25 protein-coding genes and 1 pseudogene are annotated in these 17,268 nt (G+C 68.1%); 13 read left to right on the top strand and 13 right to left on the bottom strand.

From position 1 onward, the window contains the following. Window positions 1–43: 43 nt before the first annotated feature. The 3 genes from ACYVE7_RS03000 to ACYVE7_RS02990 all read right to left on the bottom strand — a co-directional run bounded on the left by ACYVE7_RS03000 (window position 44) and on the right by ACYVE7_RS02990 (window position 1,988). On the bottom strand, window positions 44–811 hold the full coding sequence (locus ACYVE7_RS03000; RefSeq protein ID WP_460362949.1) for a hypothetical protein: 768 nt from the start codon (window positions 809–811) through the stop codon (window positions 44–46). Further along, a complete protein-coding gene (locus ACYVE7_RS02995; RefSeq protein ID WP_460362948.1) occupies window positions 805–1,389 on the bottom strand; it encodes a hypothetical protein in 585 nt (194 codons plus the stop codon). The genes ACYVE7_RS03000 and ACYVE7_RS02995 overlap by 7 nt, the downstream gene beginning before the upstream one ends. A 341-nt stretch (window positions 1,390–1,730) precedes the next feature. Next, window positions 1,731–1,988: a GntR family transcriptional regulator gene (locus ACYVE7_RS02990; RefSeq protein ID WP_460362947.1), complete on the bottom strand. Its 258-nt coding sequence runs from the start codon at window positions 1,986–1,988 to the stop codon at window positions 1,731–1,733. 86 nt (window positions 1,989–2,074) lie between these two features. Between ACYVE7_RS02990 and ACYVE7_RS02985 the strand changes: the two genes are divergently transcribed. Together ACYVE7_RS02985 and ACYVE7_RS02980 are read left to right on the top strand one after the other, a co-directional pair. Beyond that, window positions 2,075–2,311, top strand: coding sequence for a hypothetical protein (locus tag ACYVE7_RS02985; protein ID WP_460362946.1), 237 nt, complete (start codon window positions 2,075–2,077; stop codon window positions 2,309–2,311). A 28-nt stretch (window positions 2,312–2,339) separates the two neighbouring features. Next, on the top strand, window positions 2,340–2,501 hold the full coding sequence (locus ACYVE7_RS02980; RefSeq protein WP_460362945.1) for a hypothetical protein: 162 nt from the start codon (window positions 2,340–2,342) through the stop codon (window positions 2,499–2,501). Window positions 2,502–2,508: 7 nt separating this feature from the next. On the opposite strand, the gene ACYVE7_RS02975 is transcribed toward ACYVE7_RS02980, so the two are convergent. Next, entirely contained in the window at window positions 2,509–2,916 is a 408-nt protein-coding gene (locus tag ACYVE7_RS02975; RefSeq protein ID WP_460362944.1) for a DUF3224 domain-containing protein, read from the bottom strand. Window positions 2,917–3,021: 105 nt separating this feature from the next. Between ACYVE7_RS02975 and ACYVE7_RS02970 the strand changes: the two genes are divergently transcribed. From ACYVE7_RS02970 to ACYVE7_RS02955, 4 genes are all read left to right on the top strand, one after another. Continuing rightward, the gene (locus ACYVE7_RS02970; RefSeq protein ID WP_460362943.1) at window positions 3,022–3,612 is read left to right on the top strand and encodes a hypothetical protein; all 591 of its coding nucleotides are present in this window, start codon (window positions 3,022–3,024) and stop codon (window positions 3,610–3,612) included. A gap of 84 nt (window positions 3,613–3,696) precedes the next feature. Next, window positions 3,697–4,050 carry an STAS domain-containing protein gene (locus ACYVE7_RS02965; RefSeq protein ID WP_460362983.1) on the top strand — a complete coding sequence of 118 codons (354 nt, stop codon included), beginning with the start codon at window positions 3,697–3,699 and terminating at the stop codon, window positions 4,048–4,050. 841 nt (window positions 4,051–4,891) lie between these two features. Continuing rightward, window positions 4,892–5,248: a helix-turn-helix domain-containing protein gene (locus ACYVE7_RS02960; protein ID WP_460362942.1), complete on the top strand. Its 357-nt coding sequence runs from the start codon at window positions 4,892–4,894 to the stop codon at window positions 5,246–5,248. Window positions 5,249–5,346: 98 nt separating this feature from the next. After that, entirely contained in the window at window positions 5,347–5,682 is a 336-nt protein-coding gene (locus ACYVE7_RS02955; RefSeq protein WP_460362941.1) for a hypothetical protein, read from the top strand. A gap of 153 nt (window positions 5,683–5,835) precedes the next feature. On the opposite strand, the gene ACYVE7_RS02950 is transcribed toward ACYVE7_RS02955, so the two are convergent. The 3 genes from ACYVE7_RS02950 to ACYVE7_RS02940 form a co-directional block, all read right to left on the bottom strand. After that, window positions 5,836–6,063, bottom strand: a complete 228-nt coding sequence (locus ACYVE7_RS02950; RefSeq protein ID WP_460362940.1) for a hypothetical protein — start codon at window positions 6,061–6,063, stop codon at window positions 5,836–5,838. Window positions 6,064–6,255: 192 nt separating this feature from the next. Continuing rightward, the gene (locus tag ACYVE7_RS02945; RefSeq protein ID WP_460362939.1) at window positions 6,256–7,113 is read right to left on the bottom strand and encodes a hypothetical protein; all 858 of its coding nucleotides are present in this window, start codon (window positions 7,111–7,113) and stop codon (window positions 6,256–6,258) included. A gap of 73 nt (window positions 7,114–7,186) precedes the next feature. Beyond that, window positions 7,187–8,071 (bottom strand): NAD(P)-dependent oxidoreductase, encoded by an 885-nt coding sequence (locus ACYVE7_RS02940; RefSeq protein WP_460362938.1) that lies wholly within the window; start codon window positions 8,069–8,071, stop codon window positions 7,187–7,189. A gap of 181 nt (window positions 8,072–8,252) precedes the next feature. Between ACYVE7_RS02940 and ACYVE7_RS02935 the strand changes: the two genes are divergently transcribed. Continuing rightward, entirely contained in the window at window positions 8,253–8,468 is a 216-nt protein-coding gene (locus ACYVE7_RS02935; protein WP_460362937.1) for a helix-turn-helix domain-containing protein, read from the top strand. A gap of 49 nt (window positions 8,469–8,517) precedes the next feature. Here the strand turns inward: ACYVE7_RS02935 and ACYVE7_RS02930 are convergent, their stop codons facing one another. Continuing rightward, window positions 8,518–9,162, bottom strand: coding sequence for a TetR family transcriptional regulator (locus ACYVE7_RS02930; protein ID WP_460362936.1), 645 nt, complete (start codon window positions 9,160–9,162; stop codon window positions 8,518–8,520). Between the two features lie 107 nt (window positions 9,163–9,269). Here ACYVE7_RS02930 and ACYVE7_RS02925 point away from each other — a divergent pair, with 107 nt between their 5' ends. After that, complete coding sequence (locus ACYVE7_RS02925; protein WP_460362935.1) at window positions 9,270–10,658, top strand: MFS transporter; 1,389 nt, start codon at window positions 9,270–9,272, stop codon at window positions 10,656–10,658. 13 nt (window positions 10,659–10,671) lie between these two features. Here ACYVE7_RS02925 and ACYVE7_RS02920 read toward each other — a convergent pair whose 3' ends face one another. From ACYVE7_RS02920 to ACYVE7_RS02910, 3 genes are all read right to left on the bottom strand, one after another. After that, window positions 10,672–11,349: a hypothetical protein gene (locus tag ACYVE7_RS02920; protein WP_460362934.1), complete on the bottom strand. Its 678-nt coding sequence runs from the start codon at window positions 11,347–11,349 to the stop codon at window positions 10,672–10,674. An 11-nt stretch (window positions 11,350–11,360) separates the two neighbouring features. Beyond that, window positions 11,361–11,888, bottom strand: coding sequence for a hypothetical protein (locus tag ACYVE7_RS02915; protein WP_460362933.1), 528 nt, complete (start codon window positions 11,886–11,888; stop codon window positions 11,361–11,363). A gap of 67 nt (window positions 11,889–11,955) precedes the next feature. Further along, window positions 11,956–13,017, bottom strand: a complete 1,062-nt coding sequence (locus ACYVE7_RS02910) for a M48 family metallopeptidase (RefSeq protein WP_460362932.1) — start codon at window positions 13,015–13,017, stop codon at window positions 11,956–11,958. A gap of 120 nt (window positions 13,018–13,137) precedes the next feature. Between ACYVE7_RS02910 and ACYVE7_RS02905 the strand changes: the two genes are divergently transcribed. Next, window positions 13,138–13,776: a hypothetical protein gene (locus ACYVE7_RS02905; RefSeq protein ID WP_460362931.1), complete on the top strand. Its 639-nt coding sequence runs from the start codon at window positions 13,138–13,140 to the stop codon at window positions 13,774–13,776. 192 nt (window positions 13,777–13,968) lie between these two features. Here the strand turns inward: ACYVE7_RS02905 and ACYVE7_RS02900 are convergent, their stop codons facing one another. Then, window positions 13,969–14,766 (bottom strand): class I SAM-dependent methyltransferase, encoded by a 798-nt coding sequence (locus ACYVE7_RS02900; protein WP_460362930.1) that lies wholly within the window; start codon window positions 14,764–14,766, stop codon window positions 13,969–13,971. 117 nt (window positions 14,767–14,883) lie between these two features. Between ACYVE7_RS02900 and ACYVE7_RS02895 the strand changes: the two genes are divergently transcribed. Together ACYVE7_RS02895 and ACYVE7_RS02890 are read left to right on the top strand one after the other, a co-directional pair. Further along, on the top strand, window positions 14,884–15,756 hold the full coding sequence (locus ACYVE7_RS02895) for an enoyl-CoA hydratase-related protein (protein ID WP_460362929.1): 873 nt from the start codon (window positions 14,884–14,886) through the stop codon (window positions 15,754–15,756). A gap of 14 nt (window positions 15,757–15,770) precedes the next feature. Continuing rightward, window positions 15,771–16,280, top strand: a complete 510-nt coding sequence (locus ACYVE7_RS02890) for a hypothetical protein (RefSeq protein WP_460362928.1) — start codon at window positions 15,771–15,773, stop codon at window positions 16,278–16,280. Here the strand turns inward: ACYVE7_RS02890 and ACYVE7_RS02885 are convergent. Next, complete coding sequence (locus tag ACYVE7_RS02885) at window positions 16,264–16,518, bottom strand: putative acetyltransferase (protein ID WP_460362927.1); 255 nt, start codon at window positions 16,516–16,518, stop codon at window positions 16,264–16,266. The genes ACYVE7_RS02890 and ACYVE7_RS02885 overlap by 17 nt on opposite strands. A 111-nt stretch (window positions 16,519–16,629) precedes the next feature. On the opposite strand from ACYVE7_RS02885, the gene fdxA reads away from it, so the two are divergent. Together fdxA and ACYVE7_RS02875 are read left to right on the top strand one after the other, a co-directional pair. Further along, window positions 16,630–16,950: a ferredoxin gene (fdxA, locus tag ACYVE7_RS02880; protein WP_460362926.1), complete on the top strand. Its 321-nt coding sequence runs from the start codon at window positions 16,630–16,632 to the stop codon at window positions 16,948–16,950. A gap of 62 nt (window positions 16,951–17,012) precedes the next feature. Further along, window positions 17,013–17,268: pseudogene (locus ACYVE7_RS02875) on the top strand (succinyldiaminopimelate transaminase); the annotation flags it as partial.

The following is a 17,268-nucleotide window of genomic DNA, read 5'->3' as shown; positions in this document are numbered from 1 at the left end:
ATTGGCATTCCTGTGCGGTGAATTCATGGCCAACCCCCTAGATTCAGTTGGCCTCGGTCTGAATTTCTGTTACAGGAAGATCTATCGCAGATGGAGGTACGGGGTTCGGGTTGGAGATCCAGTTTATGATCTCGCCTTCACCTGTACCCACGCAGGCACTCCTCGGAATGCACTCCCAGAAGATGTCCCAAGTAAGTGTGGCGGTGACTCTGTGCGAAGGCTTGTTTAGATGTGCCGAAGAGTATTTAAAGATATACTCGCAGGGCGTCCCCTCGCCCTCGCCGCCAACTTGTCCAGTGGTAAAGCAGGGGACCGGCTTCGGCTGCTCCGTCACGAAAATATCGAGCCGCTTAAAGACTACTTTGGCGTGGAGAGTGACGGGCTTAAAGCCTTTTTCTTTGATGGGCAGGTCGATGTCGTATCGGCCTTCATCATCGATATAATCCTGCACCCAGAAGGATGTTCGCATCTGAACGAACGCCTTGTCCGCTGGCGCGGTCATGACCTCTGGTATCGGAAATTTGATCGCCTTTATGGCGTCATAGTCTACGGGCGCGTTGTTTTGTGGTGCATTATCCGGATCGTCGTCATTGAAGCCACCGCCTGGATTCTTGGGGGCGGGATCATTGTTGCCGCCGTTTCCGCCATTGCCGTTGTTGTTGTCGCCGGGCTTCTCTCCATCTTTTGAGCAGACGAGTTCGCCATTTACAATTTCGCATGGCGCTGCTGAAGCGGGTGAGGCGGGCGAGAGAAATGCTGTTGGCAATGTGAGGACGGCGAGAGATAGGAAAGTTCTGGATGAGGTCAGCATGGCTTTCCCTTTCTTGCTTCCGCCGTTGTCCAGGTCGTGCCATCCCAGAGAAGCCGGGCTTGATAGAGGTGGGCGCCAAGTCGTTTGGCCTGAACGACTTTTCCGGTTTCGACCATCACCTTGGTGGCCTGGAGCGTGGCTAGGCAGTCAACGATGAGGACCGCTGTCCCATCCTTCGACTTGCTGCCTACCTTGGGGTTTAGGATGTTATTGAATCTCCAGAGCACACCCTTAGACGTCTCTGTTTCGACGTCCTTCGTGATGATTCCTAGGAGTGGATCCATAACGACGCCGCTGAGAACCGAGGCATCCCCGGTCGCATAGGCCTGCTGGTAGGCGGCCTGGAAGTCCCGGTAGCGGCGGAGCGCGATCGCGTCGATCTCTGCGGGCGGAAGTGTTGGAGTGCTTCCTGCGGCGGGTCCGGTCGCTCCCGGCGTTCCGGTGGCGGTGAGGGGCGTCGCTTCGCCGGCCGGATGGAAGGTGCCGGAGCTGGTGGGTTCGGAGGTGCAGGCCGATGCGGAGAGCGTGATGAGCAGCAGGGAGCAGAGGGCTAGTGCGGTGGTGCTCGCCTGGGTCATGGTCGGCTCGATCCGGGCTGCCGGGAGTGTGCGCAGAGCGAGACTACTCAGCCGCAACTTGGAGCAAAAGGTTCACGTCAGAACCGTTATCGCGACGTTCGCTGAGCTTTGCTGACGTTTTGTGGTATTCGTCCGGTTCCAGATTGGGAAACGGAAGCCTCGGACGTCACGCGCCTGCGGATTGGTTGGGAAGCGTGGTGGCTCGGATGCGGGTCGTCACGTCGGAGAGTTTGACGATCTATGCGTCGCGCGCCAGGCGGAGCGTTCGGCGTCGGCGCAGGCGAGCGGGCTCGCGTCGGCGAGCTGGGTCGCGGTTGGCTGTGTGTGCGGTGGTCGGCTCGTCAGCCGGTGGGGTTGCCCGGGAGCTTGACCACGAACGAGCCCCTGCCGGGGGCCGCCTTGATGAGGCCTTCCTCGCGGAGTACGGACACCGCACGGTAGACGGTGTTGCGGGCGAGGCCAGTTGCTTGTTCCAGCTCGGGAAGCGACGGGATGCGCTTGCCCAGAGGGATCTCACCGTTCGCGATCTTGTCGCGCAAGATCCTGGCGAGCTGGAGGTAGGGAGCCTCCAGGCCGTCAGGGTCGATGTGGATCTCCATAGATCTACCGTAGGTGACCTGCGGATACGCAAGATATTCAGGGTATTCCTAGGTCTCCCTAGGTCTCCCGAGCTACGATGTCGGACATGAGCGCACTGCCTGGGTGGAATGTTCGGGAGACGAAGTGGGAGAAAGTCGCGTATGTGGCTACGCGGATGGACAGGATCGGGCTGGACTGGCATGAGGTGTTTCACGGGCTGGTGATGACCGTCATCGCGGATACGCCCGAGGAACTGGAAGTGGCGTTGGAGGCGCAGGCGCTGCTCGAAGTGAAGATCGAGGTCGTCCCGCATGAGTGCGGGTATCGGGCGTCGAGTGAGTGACGCGGCGGGGTGGACGGACCGGCGCAAAGTGTCGTTTCTGGCGCACGCGCTGGTGGAGCTGCTCGACGTCGTGCCGACGGAGCGGAGCCGCTACCTGCTGGGGGAGACCGCCGAACAGCAGGAGGAACGGGCTGAGCGGGCCCGACGGATCTGCGGGCTCATGGACGCGGTGCAGGAAACGCGCGAATGAACGGCCGTCAGGCGACGGTGTAGTCGAACCAGATGCGGTGGGTGCCGTCAGGGTCTACGGCCATTCCGCCGGTGCCCGTGATTCCAGTGAGCTCGCCGGTGCCGCTCGCGGGGACGATCGTGAAGAACTCCGCGGTGCGGTCGCTGCCCGAGGTCGTCGCCGAGTGCACGAAGTTGAAAGCGCCCCGCCGGCCGCGGAGCGAACCTTCGAACGACTCCATGGCCACATAGGTGCCGCGGCCGGAAGCGTGGTCGAACGCGGCGGTGAACAGAGTCGCCGAACGGCCGTCGACCTCACCCTCGTACACCTTCTCCATCGTGGAGACCCCCACCGGCAAGGCCGTGGGGACGGCGGGGACCGGCACCACCTCGGTGGGGACGAACGAAGCGACGGTGAACGTTCCGGCGGCTCTCATGAGCCGACCCTAGGGGAGCGCACCGACAATTTCGTGATGTCCGGATCCGGTCAGGGGGAACGGGGTGGGGCGCGGGAGACTCCAAGGCACGGAACGGAGGATGTCGTGGAAAACGGGATCAGGCATGTTTTGGGGATCGGGCTCGGCTTGGTGAGCCTGCCCACGATCGTTCTCGCGGCCGGCTGGGGCGGCGAGCGGATCCAGCAGGAGATCTCCTACGGATTCGGCGGGGGAGACCACACCGGCACCTTCTGGCTGGCATTGCTCGCCGTCATCGGGGCGGGGCTGCTGCTCGGACTGGTCGTCAACGCGCGGGTCTCACCCCTCGCGTCACTGATCGTGGGCGTGGTGTTCGCCGGAGCCGGGCTCTGGTGGAGCCTCGACGCGGGCGGCGTGTTCACCGCCGTCTCCGACCTCCTGCCCAAAGACTTCGAACGCCGGACGATCTGGGTGTTCTCCACCCAGCTACCGCTCATCGGAGGAGTGGCGCTCCTCGCGGCCAGCCTGTCGCCCAGCCGGTGGCGCGGAAAATCACCAGCGGCGCCGCCACCGTTCGGAGCGCCGCCCGCTTTCGGGGCTTCGCCCCGGTTCGGTGAGGCCGGTGTGCCCCGGTTCGGGGAACCGCAGGACGTCCCGCCGAGCGGTCTCCCACCGCACGCCGACCCGCCGCCCGGGCCGCCCCCGTACCGTGCGTAACGGGTTTCGGGCGTCGCGCGGCGCATGAAACCCGTGAGATGGGGATAGGGACCGGAATCGACAAGGAACTTCGCGGAGGTGGCCATGGTGCAGGCGGAGCAGCGGTTGCGGCTCGAATCACGGGAGGAGAACGGCGTCATCGTGGTGAGCCCGGCCGGTGAAGTGGACGTCTTCACCGCGCCCCTCCTCCGCGAATTCCTGCTGAACCTGCTCGACGACGGGATGCGGAAACTCGTCGTCGACCTGGCCGCCATCTCGTTCCTCGACAGCACCGGGCTGGCGGTGCTCGTCGGCATCTGGCAGCGGCTCCGCAACCACGAAGGCTCGTTCGCGCTCGCCGCCGCCAACCCGCGCATCGCCCGGGTGCTGCGCACCACGCGGCTCGACCAGTCGCTCAGCCTCCACGAAACCGTCCCCGAGGCCGTCGCGGCTGCCTGACCGGACGTACCGTCGCCAAGCCCGTCAGCGGCAGGGCGACGATCGGCGTCCCCTGCCCAGCCGAGTGATCCTCCTCAGGCGCTCGGGTGGCCTCTGTTTGATCGCCCTCGTCTTGACCGGACGTCTTCATGCCCTCCGGTGTCGGCGAGGGATTTCGCGCGCCCGCATAACGGAGGCGGAGCCGTCCTCGCCGGAAGATACGCTCCCGGCGAAACCAGAAAATCTGTACCCATCGATGTAGACATTCGCGATCCGTGTGGGTAGTGTTCCTGTCATCGAAGAGAACGAGTCCACGAGACGGGGGAGAGGACGAACTGCCCCGGATGTGATGGATCGCAAGACGGGCGAAGGCCCGGCGGGCCAGAGCCGCAGGAGGCTCAGTACGTCGGGCGCGCGCTCGAGACAGGTCAGCAGTAAAGATCCACAGCAGTACAGGAGCCGGATGTGAACGAGCCAAGGCAGTGCAAGGGGCTCGGGAGCAGTCGGCGGGCGAGCAGGACGGATGTGCCGGGGCCGACGCAGTGCAAGGGGTTCCGGGCAACGACCCGCCGCAGCAACACGGTTCAGCAAATGCACGAAGGTTGATCGGCAGTGGAAAGGAGTGTTCGCATCATCAGGATCGCCTGGCCGGCGCACGTTCGGTCGGCCGGGTACCGCGGCTCCACGGAAGGTTGGTGGTCTTCGGTCAAGCACACGCGATCCCCGCGCACCGGCGCTCCTGCGCCCCTACGCGGAAAACGACAGGCCGGCCTCACGGTCGGCAGATGGTGTTGAAGCTCAATCAGGTTCGGGCCCCGGCGCACAGGCGCCGGGGCCCTTCGGCGCGTTCCCGGAAGGTTCCATGACCCCTACGTCCCCAGCACCCAGCAACAAGGCCGGCACCGGAGCAGATCCGGTCCTGGACCGGATAGACGACGAGGACTACCCCGCCTACAGCATGGGCCGGGCCGCCGAAATCCTCGGCGTCACCCCCGCGTTCCTGCGGGCCCTGGGCACCGCCAAACTGATCGAACCACTGCGGTCCGAGGGCGGCCACCGCCGCTTCTCCCGCTACCAGCTCCGCCTGGCGCAACGCGCCCGCGAACTCGTCGACGGCGGCACCGCCCTGGACGCGGCCTGCCGGATCATCATCCTGGAAGACCAGCTCGCCGAGGCCCTGCGCATCAACGCGCACCTCAAAGCCCAAGCCGACCAGTAGCCCCGGCCGGGGCGCACCACCCCGCCCCGCCCGGCCCCTGTTTGGCGATGCACCAGAATCTACGATTAAATCGGACATATGTTCGAACAGGTGCTGTCGTGGTCGTCCCACCCGTAGTCCTCTACCGGCCGCTACGGGGAACGGCCTACCTCCTGGCCTGGGGACGCCGCCCCGACTCCTCCTGGTGGGCGCTCCTGTTCTGGGTCGAGGTGGCGCGAGACGGCGGCTGGCGCGGCTCCCGAGCCTGGGTCGACGCCGCGGACGTCACCCCCCTCCCCACCCAGAACTACCGCAACGTCCCCCGCGAACCCCTCCCCGACCACCCCAGGACCGGCGACCGCACCGACTCCCGCGACCCCGGCCACCTCACCCGCGCCCAAGACCGAGCCCGCACCCAAGCCCGCTTCCCCACCACCCCCGAACCCGACTTCTAACCCCACCCCACCCCCACCCCCACCCGGGACGATGCCGACCTCCCCACCCAACCCGGCAGCCCGCCCTCAAGATCGCCTCGAGCTGCGGCGTGTCGACGGTTTGAGCCCCCTCAAACGGTCCACTTGCCGCAGCTCGACACGATCAAAGGGTCGTCAGTCGATGACCTGCTCGATCCTGGTCGCGTGGATTGCCCGGTCCAGCCAGGTCTGGAGAAGCGCCACATCCGTGCAGTCGAGGATGCGTTGGCGAATCTCCTCAGGGACGCTGACCTTCCGGCTGTTGAGCACGATGAGGACGGACTTCGCCCAACCTCGCGCCTCACCTCGCGCTTCGGCTTCCAGGCGGAAGGAGGACTTGAAGGGCTGAGCGTCGGTGCTCACAAATGCCTTTCGGGGATAGGGCAGGGGTTTGCGCGGCAGCCTCGACCCGGCAGGCCTGAAGTCCAGCCTCGTCGCGAGACCTGCGAGGCGAAGCCCGGCCGCTCATGATCGCGTCGAGCTGCGGCGTGTTGACGGTTTGAGTCAGCTCAAACGGTCCACTTGCCGCGGCTCGACGCGATCAACGGGCGGTCGTCAGGCGAAGAGCTGCTCGATCTTGGTCACGTGTCCCGCCCGCTCCAGCCAGGTCTCGAGGACGGCGGAGTCGGTGCAAGCGAGGATGCGGTCGCGGATCTCGTCGGTGACGCAGATCTTCCGGCCCTTGAGGACGATCAGGAGAGCCTTCGCCTCACCTGCGGCTTCGGCTTCGAGGCGGAGGGAGGACTTGAAGGGGTGTGTGCTGGTGCTCAAGAGGGCCTTCCAGAGGGACAGGGCCGGGGCCTTCTGCAGGCCGGCCTCGGTGTACTCGGCGATGGTGATGGCGGTCTCTGTGTCGATGGTACCCAGGGAGTCCATGAGGACGCGGAGGGCTTCGTCGATGCCTGGGGAAAACGCGTGAATGTAGGTCGTGAGGGCCGTGTAGGCGGGGTGGAGGCGGGCCTGAGCCGGATCGGTGATCATTTTGACGTTGTCGGGGCCCATGACGGTGGGCTTGAAGATCAGGTTCGGGGGCAGGCCGGGGATGCCGCTGGTGATGACGGCACGGGCCCACACAGCGGTCGCCCTGTGCTGGGTGATGACCAGGAGGCCGACCTCCGTGCGGTACTTCGCCCGGAGATGGGTGATGTGCTGCGGCCAGCTTTCGCGCTTCCGCTCGTCCGGCCTGGTCTGGGATTCGACGCCCATGACGAACGGCGGACGGTCCGCGGGCTCGAGCTTGAGGACCGTGTCGATGCGGCGTTCCAGCGGGCTGAGCTCGGTCATGTCGACGTTGAGCTCGGTGACCTTCTCGATCCGCAGATCGACCCCGCAGACCTCCAGGAGAGCCCTGGTGGCGAGGGTCGGGTCTTCGCGGAACGGATGGTGGAGAGATTCGTGGGGAGCGTCCGGCATGGGGGAAATCTACTGACGCCGACTCGCCCGCACGGTCACTATCCGTAATGTCACTTTTGCCTGGTGAAACTGGCTAGTAGCCCCTGATGGAGTCGATTCGCCCTTCCAGGGGAGTACCGGCCATGAAGGCGGCGATGTTGCGGGAGAGGCGGGCGCAGAGCATGTCGGCCACGTAGGTGGAGGAGTCGGCGTTGTGGGAGGTGATGAGGGCGGTGTCGCAGGTCCAGAGGGGGTGGTCGGCGGGGAGCGGTTCGGGGTCGGTGACGTCCAGGCCGGCGGCGGCGATCGAACCCGAGGTCAGGGCCGCCAGGAGGGCGTCGGTGTCGATGTGGGGGCCGCGGGCGACGTTCACGACGATCGCGTGCGGCGGGAGCAGGGCCAGTTCGGGGGCGCCGATGACGTGGCGGGTCTCCGGAGTGAGGGCCAGGGCCGCGACCAGGACGTCCGTCGCGGGCAGGACGTCATGCAGATCGGCGACCAGACGGGTGCCCGGGATCGGCGTCGTGGAACGCCGGACGATGTTGATCTCGCAGTGGAACGGCGCGAGCAGTTCGACCAGTTCCGTTGCGATTCCGCCGCCGCCCAGGATCGTCACGGTGCGGCCGTGCAGGGAACGCGGGTCGATCGACAGCCAGTGCGGGGTGCGGGCCTTGCGGACGACGTCGCGCAGGCAGGCCAGGATCAGCAGCAGCGCGTGCTCGCTGACCTGCGGCGCGAACGCGCCCTTCGCGCAGGTGAAGACGCGGGGCAGTGCGAACGCCGGGGCGAAGTGCTCCACACCGGCCCAAGGAAGCTGAATCCATTGGATACCGGGATTTTGCTCTAGGAGTTCGAGCAGCGGTTCCGGACCGCCGGGAAGCAGCCAGACCAGGGCCTCCGCCTCGCCGGGCGGCACGACCGTCGCACCCGCCGCGACGATGGTCTTGGCCACCTTTTCCTGCAGGGTCTTCGGCTGCACATCGGTGTCCCTGCCGACTCCGGCGAGGGCAGTTTCCGGGGCAATTGCGATCTTCAAAATACCTACAAATCTGGATGGTCCGACTGCCTTCGGTGACGGAACTCTCCCCCCGACCGTAGCAACCACGATCATCCGGAGTTACTGTGATCTAGAGGAGCGAACCACCATGGATGGAGGCGTCATGTCCGAAGCCGTGAAAAAAGGTGAGCGATTGACGGGTGACCGCCGAGACCAGCTCGCCAAGGATCTGGCCGCCAAGTACGCGGCGGGCCAGAGCATCCGGCAGCTGGCGGCGGAGACCGGCCGTTCCTACGGGGCCGTCCACCGCCTGCTCGTGGACCACGGTGTGTCCCTGCGGAGCCGTGGCGGCGCCCGGCGGGCGAAGGCCGCTTCCTAAGGCACGAGCCACCGAGGCGGTTCGCGGGCCCACCGGCCCGCGGGCCGCCTTACTCTTTGGCCGCCATCGCCTCGACGCCGACCAGCAGGGTCTCGACCCCGAACCGGAAATACTCCTCCAGATCGACCCCTTCGTCGATCGACTCGGAGAACGCCACCAGCAGCGGGCACTCGTCCCGCGGATACAGGTTGACGCTGCGCCTGAGCTGGCGGCTCCACTCGTCGAGGCCGCCGTCGTGCCACGCGGGCAGGGACGGCTGGTTCTCCACCAGCGCGCAGATGCCCTGGAGCAGGTAGGACGCCACCTGGTAGGCGCGGGTGAGCGGGAAACCGGCGCGCGTCAGGAAGGCCAGCGCCGACTCGGTCGCGTGCGCGAAGTTCCGTGAATCGATCTTGTTGCCGACGTGCAGCAGCTCGTGCATGTACGGATGGGCGCGCATACTGCGCGTCAACGCGTCGACCTGCTGCTGGATCCCGGCCTGCCAAGGCTCGGTCGCCTTGTCGACGCACGCCCCGGCCATCAGCTCGTCGATCATCGCGATGAAGAGCTGGTCCTTGTTCTTGAAATGCCAGTACAGGGCCATGGGCGTGACGCCCAGCTCCTGCGCCAGCCGCCGGATCGTGACCGCGCCCAGCCCTTCGGTGTCGCCGAGGCTGAGCGCTGTGTCGACGACCGCTTCCTTGGTGAGTGCCACTTGACAACTATACGACGTACAAGTTCTGATGTACGACGTACATGTACGGCGTACAAGTACAGGGTACAAGTACGTCGTACAGCCATCGGTCAGGAGAGGACTGCCGGGTGAACCGCTGGATCGCCTTGGGGGCCGTAGCCCTCGGAACGTTCATGACTTATCTCGACAACAACGTCGTCAACGTCGCGCTGCCGTCGATCCAGCGCGACCTCGACCTCACGATCTCCGGTCTGGAATGGATCGTGAGCTCCTACATCCTGGTCTTCGCCGGGCTGCTGCTGGCCGGTGGACGGCTCGCCGACGTCTTCGGCGTCCGGAACGCGTTCCTGACCGGGCTCGTGGTCTTCACGGCGGCGTCCGCGCTGGCCGGGCTGGCCGGCAGCCAGGAGATGCTGATCGGGGCGCGGGCGCTGCAGGGCGTCGGGGCGGCGCTGCTGTCACCGGCCGCGCTGGCCGCGATCGCCGCGCTCTTCACCGAGCCCGCAGAACGCGCCAAGGCCATCGGGATCTGGGGCGCCACCAGCGCGCTCGCCCTGGCGCTCGGCCCGCTCGTCGGCGGCGTGCTCAGCCAGCACGCCGACTGGGGCTGGATCTTCCTGGTCAACGTCCCGTTCGGCGCCCTGACGTTCGGGCTCGCGCTCCGCCACCTGCCCGCCGGAGGCGGATCACGCCGCAGCGTCGACGTGCCGGGGCTGCTCGCCTCGTCGGTCGCGCTGTTCGCCCTCACCTACGCGCTCATCGAGGGCGACGGCCACGGCTGGACGTCCACGCTGATCCTCGGCTCGTTCGCGCTCTCCGCCGTCGCGGCCGCCGCCTTCGTGATCATCGAACTGCGCTCCGCCGACCCGATGGTCGACCTCGGGCTGTTCCGCCGGGCCATGTTCACCGGCGGGCTGACGATCACCGGGCTCTGGGCATTCGGGATCTTCGGGATCTACTTCTTCCTCGCGCTCTACCTGCAGAACATCCTCGGTTTCAGCCCCACCAGGGCGGGCGCCGCGTTCGTGCCGCTCGCGCTGGTCATGGCGGTGACGGCCGGGGTCTCCGACAAGCTGGCGCGACGGTTCGGCGCCGGCCCGCTCACCGCGGTCGGGATGGGGCTGATGGCGGCGTCCGTGCTCGGGATCTCCGCGCTCGGCGGCGACGCCGGCTACCTCGACCTGCTGCCTTGGTTCCTGGTCTACGGGCTCGGTGCCGGAATGCTGATCCCGCTCACCGATGTGATCATCGGCTCGACGCCGGCCGGTCAGGAAGGTGTCGCCAGCGGGATGCTGAACGTGTCCCGCGAGGTGTTCGGCCTGCTCGGCATCACGGTGCTCGGCGCGATCCTCTCCTCGCGGCAGGACGAGCCGACCCCGGCCGCCTTCCTCGACGCCTACCAGTTCACGATGGTGATCGCGGCGATCGTCCTGGCCGTCGCGGTGCCGCTCGGGCTGATCACCCTGCGCCGGAAGGCCCTGAAGAAGGAGGACGCCGCCGACTACGCCCTCGTCTGAGCGCCGCGCGTGCTCAGTTCGCGGACGTCTGGATCTCGCGGACCTCGACGGAGGTCCGGCCGGGGGCCTGGAGCGGGCCGATGCGGCCGCCACGCTGGTCGCATCGGCCCTCGCACGTCCAGTCCAGGACGTATTCGACGGTCGCGACGACCGGCACCGGCCCGCGCGACGACCTGACAAAACTATGGAAACAGGGGCCTTTCGCCGTTCCGGGGGTCGTGCAGACCTCCTCGCCGTCGGGCAGAGTCCAGACGATCCGTTCGGGTGAGCCGCGCATCGTCACCCGCTGGCCCCCGGCGCTCGCCGACGCCCGCAGCGTCCGCCAGCCGTCCGGGGTTATCCACAGGGCGGTGGACAGGTTCACCCAGGTGACCGGCGCCGGAGCTACCCTCGGACGAGGAAAGGGGAAGGCCAGGCGGGCCACCGCCATCTCCACCACATCCCTGGTCGCGACCTTCGGGACGGGGATCAAGGTCGTCACACAGACCTGGGCGCCGTCGGGGCAGTCGATCAGTTCGATCTCCGCGGGCTCCGGCCTCGGACGTCCGTGGAGGCCCTTCTTCGTTCCGCCTTGCTTTGTTCCACCGGCCGTCAGCACGCACTGCAGGCTGACCGCCCCGCACTCAGGCCCTGCCGGGACGGTCGCGGGCGCGGTCGCGGTAGCGGTCGCGGTCGCCGGAAGCGTGATCATCAGGAGGGAGGTCAGCATGAGGTCTTGGCCCGGGTCAGCTTGACGACTTTCCAGGCAGGGGAGGAGTCGCGGGTCAGGCGTGCCCGCAGGACTCCCTTCTCGGGCACTCCCGGGCGCAGGCGGCGGCCGGTTCTGGCGTCGAAACTGGTGAGCCCTGAGGTGACCACGCAGTCGATCACCTCGGCTTCGGGGCCGCGCAGCCAGGCGACGCGCGGATTGAGCGCGTTGTGCTGACGTTTCACGAGCTTCGCCTTGGCCTGCTCCCGGGCCTCGGCGGTGATGCGGCGGTGGATGGCGGGGCTCGCGAAAGCGGGCAGGGCGCTGGCGTCGTTGGTGGCGAGGGCCTGTTCGAAAGCGCGGAAGAAGCCCCGGTAGGCGGTCAGCACGGCGGGCCGCTGGTCACCGTCGGCGACGGCGGCTCTGCGGGCGGACGGTTCGGGGGAAGTGGTGCCGCTGGGGTGGAAATCACCGGAAACGCCTGAGCTGGGGGCGCAGGCGCAGGTCAGCAGCGCGACCAAGGCGAGGGGGAGGGAACGCATGAGCCGCAGCCTAAGCAGCGGGGAAGATCCCTCGCACGCCGGTGAGCGACGTTTGGATAACGGAGAGTCAGTTTCCGGTGAGGAGGTCGAGGACCAGGGCGGACGGGGGACGGCCCTGTTCGACGGGCGCGGTCAGCGCCGTCAGGTCGAGCCGGTCGAAGGCCGGCCCGGTGAGAAGGTGCTGCTGGAGCAGCGTTTCGGGGCGGTAGCCGCGGCGGTGCAGCGCGTCGGCCAGAAGCGGGCCGAGAACGCGGGCGGCGGGGAACAGATCGGGGGAGCCCGCGTTGCAGCGGCGCAGGATCTCGGTGGCGCGGCCCTGCTGGACCAGATCCAGGACATGGGCGGCCAAGATGACCGGATGGCCGAACATTTCGGCCACGGCCTCACGGATTCGCTGTGCGCAGGCGGCCGTCGCGGCGTCCCAGATGGCCTGGTCGGCGGTGTCGAAGGTGATCGCGCGCAGGGTGTCGCCGCCCGAGGGGGCGGGGGAGGGTGCGAAGGGGATGAGATGGCCGTCCGCGACGCGCGGCGCCACCAGGCGTTCCGCCAGCAGCTTCGCGAAAGCAGCCTCGGCCTCCATGCCGAGCGGCCGCAACGGCACCGGCCGGACGCCCGGAGCGGGCGGCGGCAGATCAGGGGAGCCCAGCAGGGCCGTCACCCGGCCGGCGAGCTCGGGGAGATGGAAGCGGTCGCGGTCCTGGCGGAGGGTCCAGCGCCAGGCGTCCCAGAGATCGACCGGATACCAGCCGGCGGCCGCCAGCGGCCCCACGTACTGCAGGACGAACCGCTCGAAAGTCAACGAAAGGTAGGAGCCGTGGACGAGCGCCGCCGCCACCGACTCCGGCGACACCACCTGCGCGATCAGCGCGTCCGCCGCCCCCGACCCCTGCGCCGGGACCGTCGCGTGCAGATGCACCAGCTCATGCGCGATGACGGCCGCCAGCTCGTCCGCCGGAAGATCCAGCACATAAGGCAGGCCGAGCAGCAGCCGCCCGGGCGCCGCCGCGACGTCCGGCACCGGCGACAGCTCGATCTCGCCGGGCGCGGGCACCCCGAGCCGGGCCGCCGTGTCCTGGACCAGGGCCCACAGATCCGGCTGGCTCGCCTCGGTGATCGGAAGCTTCATCATCAGAGCGGCAGGCTACCAACGGGTACTGACAGCGGGCCGAACACACGGCAGGGGTGGCGAGCGTCACATCAACCCGGCCGGGGAGGCGCGCGTCCACGGGCGCGCGCCTAGGGTGAGGACATGCTGCGCCTCTATGAGACCCGGACCGGACAGGTCGTCGGAGTCCGGCCCGGGCCACTCAAACTCTATGTCCGCGAGCCGGATGACCTGCGCGTCTGCCTGATCGCCGACGTGTTGCGCAGGCTGGCCTCCCGACTGCACAGGCAGAGCCTCACCACAGCAGCTCACGACGCTGATCACGGGCCCTGGAACATCCCGCCGCTGTACGCGGGAGAACCGCTGACGGGGGCGCTCAGTGTGGGAAACGTCACGTCCGGCGCGGACGTCACTGTGGCCTCCTGGGCCCCACCCGTCACAGAACCGGATGATCCGCTCACGCTCCGGTTGGCGCTGCTGACCGTGCACTACCGGGAGGAAGCGGTCATCGGGCCGGAAACGGTCAGTGCTTGCGCGGCTCGGATCGAGGTCTGGCGGGCGGAGGTGGCCCGGTGGGGGACTCATCCGTCACGGGCGATCGACAAGCCGACGGCCGAGGCGTTCCTGGAGGCTGTGGGGGAGGACCTCGATATCGCGGCGGGGCTGGACGTGCTCGACGCGCTGGCCGGATCCGAGCTGGAACCGGGGGCGAAGTTCGAGACGGCCGTCCATCTGGATCTGGTGTTGGGGCTGGATCTGGTGCGGCTGCTCGGGACCGTCTGAGCGGCGCATCGCGGTTGGGCCGCAATCGACCGTCAGGGGCGCATCGGGAGGTTGGGGGCGGCGCCGCTGTTGGTGGCTTGTGGCGGCCGGGGTGGCTGGCCACAGCTCGTCACAGAGAGGTTGGGGGCGGCGCCGCTGTTGGGGGCTTGTGGTGGCCGGGGTGGCCAGCCACAGATCGTCATGGAGACGGTTTCAGAGGGCGCCGAGCAGGGGGAGGTCCGGGACGGGCTTGGAGTTGGCCCGGCGGACGGCCGCGAACCGGAGGCGCACGTAGTCGGCGACCCAGCCGGATTCGCGGCGCAGCGCCGGCGCCGCCAGCACGTTGACGCGCGCCAGCACCGGTTCGATCAGCTCCGACGGCACCTCGGCCAGGGCCTCCGCCGCGAAGAGCCGAACCCAGTCGGCGGCCCCGTCGGGCGCGTCCGTCATCCGGGTCGGACGGTCGAAGAACTCCAGCAGCCGCACCGTGAACCCCGCCTCCTCCAGCCGTGACGCGTAGTCGGCCGGGGTCGGGAAGTACCAGGGCAGTTCGGGTTCGCGCAGGTCGTAGTCGCGCCACGCCGTCTGCATCGCGGCGATCAGTTCGGCGCAGTTGCCCGCGCCGCCCATCTCGGCGACGAACCGGCCGCCCGGCCTCAGCGCGGCGTGCACCCGGTGCAGCACCGCGTCGGGGTCGCGGGCCATCCAGTGCAGCGCTGAGGAGGAGATCACCGCGTCGTAGGAGTCGGCGACGGTGAAGTCGTGCGGGTCGCCGACGGCGAAGGAGAGTTCGGGGAACTGGCGTCCGGCCTGCGCGATCAGATGCGGATTGCCGTCCAGGCCGAGCGGATCGGCACCGCGCGCCGACAGTTCGGCGGTCAACATGCCCGCGCCGCACCCCAGGTCGATGATCTTCTCGCCTGGCTGAGGGTCGAGCAGGTCGATCAGGGGGGCGCCGTGCGCCGACACGTACCCGAAGGCGGAGTCGTAGGTGGCGACGGCCCAGTTCATGAGCTGAAGATATCCGACGAATGGCGACTTCAGGGGCGTTCGTGACCCGCCCGCTCCCGCGATTCCTAGAAGGCCCTTCTAGAATGGCGCTCGACCACTTCAGCGCCGGAGGCTCCGATGGACTACCAGCAGATCGAGTACAAGGTCGAGGACGGGATCGCCACGATCACCCTCAACCGGCCCGACCGCATGAACGCCTACACGACCATCATGCGCGCCGAGACGATCGACGCCTTCGACCGGGTCGACGCCGACGACGCCGTCCGCGTCGTCGTGGTCACCGGCGCGGGACGCGCCTTCTGCGCGGGCGCCGACCTGCAGGGCGGCGGCGACACCTTCAACTCCGCGGCCAGCGACGACATGTTCGGCGAGGACCTCCTTGAGGACGGCGGCCCGCGCGACGGCGGCGGCACCGTCGTCCTGCGGATCGGTCGCTGCCTCAAGCCCGTCATCGGCGCGATCAACGGCGCGGCCGTCGGCATCGGCGTCACGATGACCCTGCCGATGGACGTCCGGATCGCCTCGTCCAACGCCAAGTTCGGGTTCGTGTTCGCGCGCCGCGGCATCGTCACCGAGGCCGCTTCGTCCTGGTATCTGCCGCGGGTCGTCGGGATCTCCCAGGCCATGGAGTGGGCGATGACCGGCCGGGTGTTCCCCGCCGCCGAGGCCCTTTCCGGACGGCTCGTCTCGCGGGTCGTCGAGCCCGAGGAACTGCTGCCGACGGCCTACGCGCTCGCCCGCGAGGTCGCCGACAACACCTCGGGCGTGGCCGTCGCCGCGATCCGCCGGCTGATGTACGCGGGCCTTTCCGCGGAAACCCCCTGGCAGGCCCATGCGGCCGACTCCCGGCTGATGACCGCGCTCGGCGCCGCCCCCGACGCCGCCGAGGGCGTCACCTCGTTCCTGGAGAAGCGGCCCGCGGTGTTCCCGATGTCGGTGGCGAAGGATCTGCCGCCCGTCCCGGACTTCCCCAAACACCGCGAGAACTGACTAAATACTCGATCGTGAAGAAGTTCATGATCGTGGCCTCGTTGCTGCTCGCCGTCGCGGCCGTCGCGTACCTCACGACCAGGCCGTGGCGGTCGAGCGTGGTCCCGCCCGGCTGCCAGATCCTCACCGACGAGCGGGCCGCCCCGCTGATCGGCGAGGTCGTCGAACGCGAAGACCAGATCATGGCGAGCGCCGACAGCACCCACTGCCTGCTGATGAACGACGACGACGGCTCCACCGGGATCGAGGCGACGCGCTCGGGCTCCGCCAAGGAGGCCGCCGCGGCCTTCCGGAGCGACCGCGAGCAGAAGGGCGGCGGCGCGGCCCCGCCGGTCGAGGCGTCCGGAATCGGCGACGAGGCCCACCGGCGCGAGACCACCGAGGACGGCCGCTACCGGCAGCGCCTGGCCGTCCGGAAAGGCCGGTTCGTGTTCGTGATCACGGTGACGTCCGACAAGTCCGCCGCCGAGGTGACGGCCTGGACCGACGCGCTCGCCCGCGACTACGTCAAACGGATCGGTTAGCCGCTCTGCGCGGCGGCGCCGGCGGCACGACCTTCCCCGCCACGACGATCCCCTCGGGGACTCGGGCGATCTCGCCGGTGCGGCGGCGGACCGTCAGCACCCCCTCCGACCAGGACTCCAGCACGCCGACCACGTCGGAGAACTCCCCGGACGGTAGCGCCCGGCGCAGCGAGACACGCTCGCCGACATCGGAAGGTGTGACCGTTACGACAAGCTGTGCGGCGAAACGGGATGACAACGGGCACCCCCACGTCGAAATGACTACCCTGCTCCCGCAATACTATTGGCCACATGCTTACGGTGAGCCGTGGCTGACGGCATGGCCGGGAAGTTCTGAGAGGAGTACGGCGTGACCTACGTCATCGCGCAGCCTTGCGTGGACGTTCTCGACAAGGCCTGCATCGAAGAGTGCCCTGTCGACTGCATCTACGAGGGACAGCGCCAGCTCTACATCCACCCGGACGAGTGTGTCGACTGCGGTGCGTGCGAGCCGGTCTGCCCGGTAGAGGCGATCTACTACGAAGATGACCTTCCTGACCAGTGGAAGGACTTCTACAAGGTCAACGTCGACTTCTTCGAGGAGCTCGGTTCGCCGGGCGGCGCCTCCAAGGTCGGCAAGATCGAGCGCGACCACCCGATCGTGGCAGCGCTCCCGCCCCAGGGCGAGTAGTAACGTAGGCAAGGCCCTCCGCCCGCACGGGACGGGGGGCCTTTTGCCGTGTCAGGAGGACGATCATGCAGCTGCCCGACTTCCCGTGGGACCGCCTGGAACCGTTCAAAGCCCAGGCGATCGCATATCCGGGCGGTCTGGTGGACCTGTCGGTCGGCACCCCCGTCGACCCGACCCCGCAGTTCGTCCGCGACGCCCTAGCCGACGCCTCCGACGCCCACGGCTACCCCCAGACCTACGGCACGCCCGCGCTCCGCGACACGGTCGCCGGCTGGCTGCGCCGCCGCCTCGGCATCGCCGCCGACCCGGCCGCGGTGC

It is taken from the genome of Actinocorallia lasiicapitis (assembly GCF_054778695.1).
This window is presented reverse-complemented; position numbering and strand designations above follow the sequence as displayed.

Bases quoted from the DNA above. Each gene is read 5' to 3' on its own strand.
- ACYVE7_RS03000 (WP_460362949.1), bottom strand. From the start codon at position 811: ATGCTGACCTCATCCAGAACTTTCCTATCTCTCGCCGTCCTCACATTG.
- ACYVE7_RS02995 (WP_460362948.1), bottom strand. From the start codon at position 1,389: ATGACCCAGGCGAGCACCACCGCACTAGCCCTCTGCTCCCTGCTGCTC.
- ACYVE7_RS02990 (WP_460362947.1), bottom strand. From the start codon at position 1,988: ATGGAGATCCACATCGACCCTGACGGCCTGGAGGCTCCCTACCTCCAG.
- ACYVE7_RS02985 (WP_460362946.1), top strand. From the start codon at position 2,075: ATGAGCGCACTGCCTGGGTGGAATGTTCGGGAGACGAAGTGGGAGAAA.
- ACYVE7_RS02975 (WP_460362944.1), bottom strand. From the start codon at position 2,916: ATGAGAGCCGCCGGAACGTTCACCGTCGCTTCGTTCGTCCCCACCGAG.
- ACYVE7_RS02965 (WP_460362983.1), top strand. From the start codon at position 3,697: ATGGTGCAGGCGGAGCAGCGGTTGCGGCTCGAATCACGGGAGGAGAAC.
- ACYVE7_RS02960 (WP_460362942.1), top strand. From the start codon at position 4,892: ATGACCCCTACGTCCCCAGCACCCAGCAACAAGGCCGGCACCGGAGCA.
- ACYVE7_RS02945 (WP_460362939.1), bottom strand. From the start codon at position 7,113: ATGCCGGACGCTCCCCACGAATCTCTCCACCATCCGTTCCGCGAAGAC.
- ACYVE7_RS02935 (WP_460362937.1), top strand. From the start codon at position 8,253: ATGTCCGAAGCCGTGAAAAAAGGTGAGCGATTGACGGGTGACCGCCGA.
- ACYVE7_RS02920 (WP_460362934.1), bottom strand. From the start codon at position 11,349: ATGATCACGCTTCCGGCGACCGCGACCGCTACCGCGACCGCGCCCGCG.
- ACYVE7_RS02915 (WP_460362933.1), bottom strand. From the start codon at position 11,888: ATGCGTTCCCTCCCCCTCGCCTTGGTCGCGCTGCTGACCTGCGCCTGC.
- ACYVE7_RS02910 (WP_460362932.1), bottom strand. From the start codon at position 13,017: ATGATGAAGCTTCCGATCACCGAGGCGAGCCAGCCGGATCTGTGGGCC.
- ACYVE7_RS02905 (WP_460362931.1), top strand. From the start codon at position 13,138: ATGCTGCGCCTCTATGAGACCCGGACCGGACAGGTCGTCGGAGTCCGG.
- ACYVE7_RS02900 (WP_460362930.1), bottom strand. From the start codon at position 14,766: ATGAACTGGGCCGTCGCCACCTACGACTCCGCCTTCGGGTACGTGTCG.
- ACYVE7_RS02895 (WP_460362929.1), top strand. From the start codon at position 14,884: ATGGACTACCAGCAGATCGAGTACAAGGTCGAGGACGGGATCGCCACG.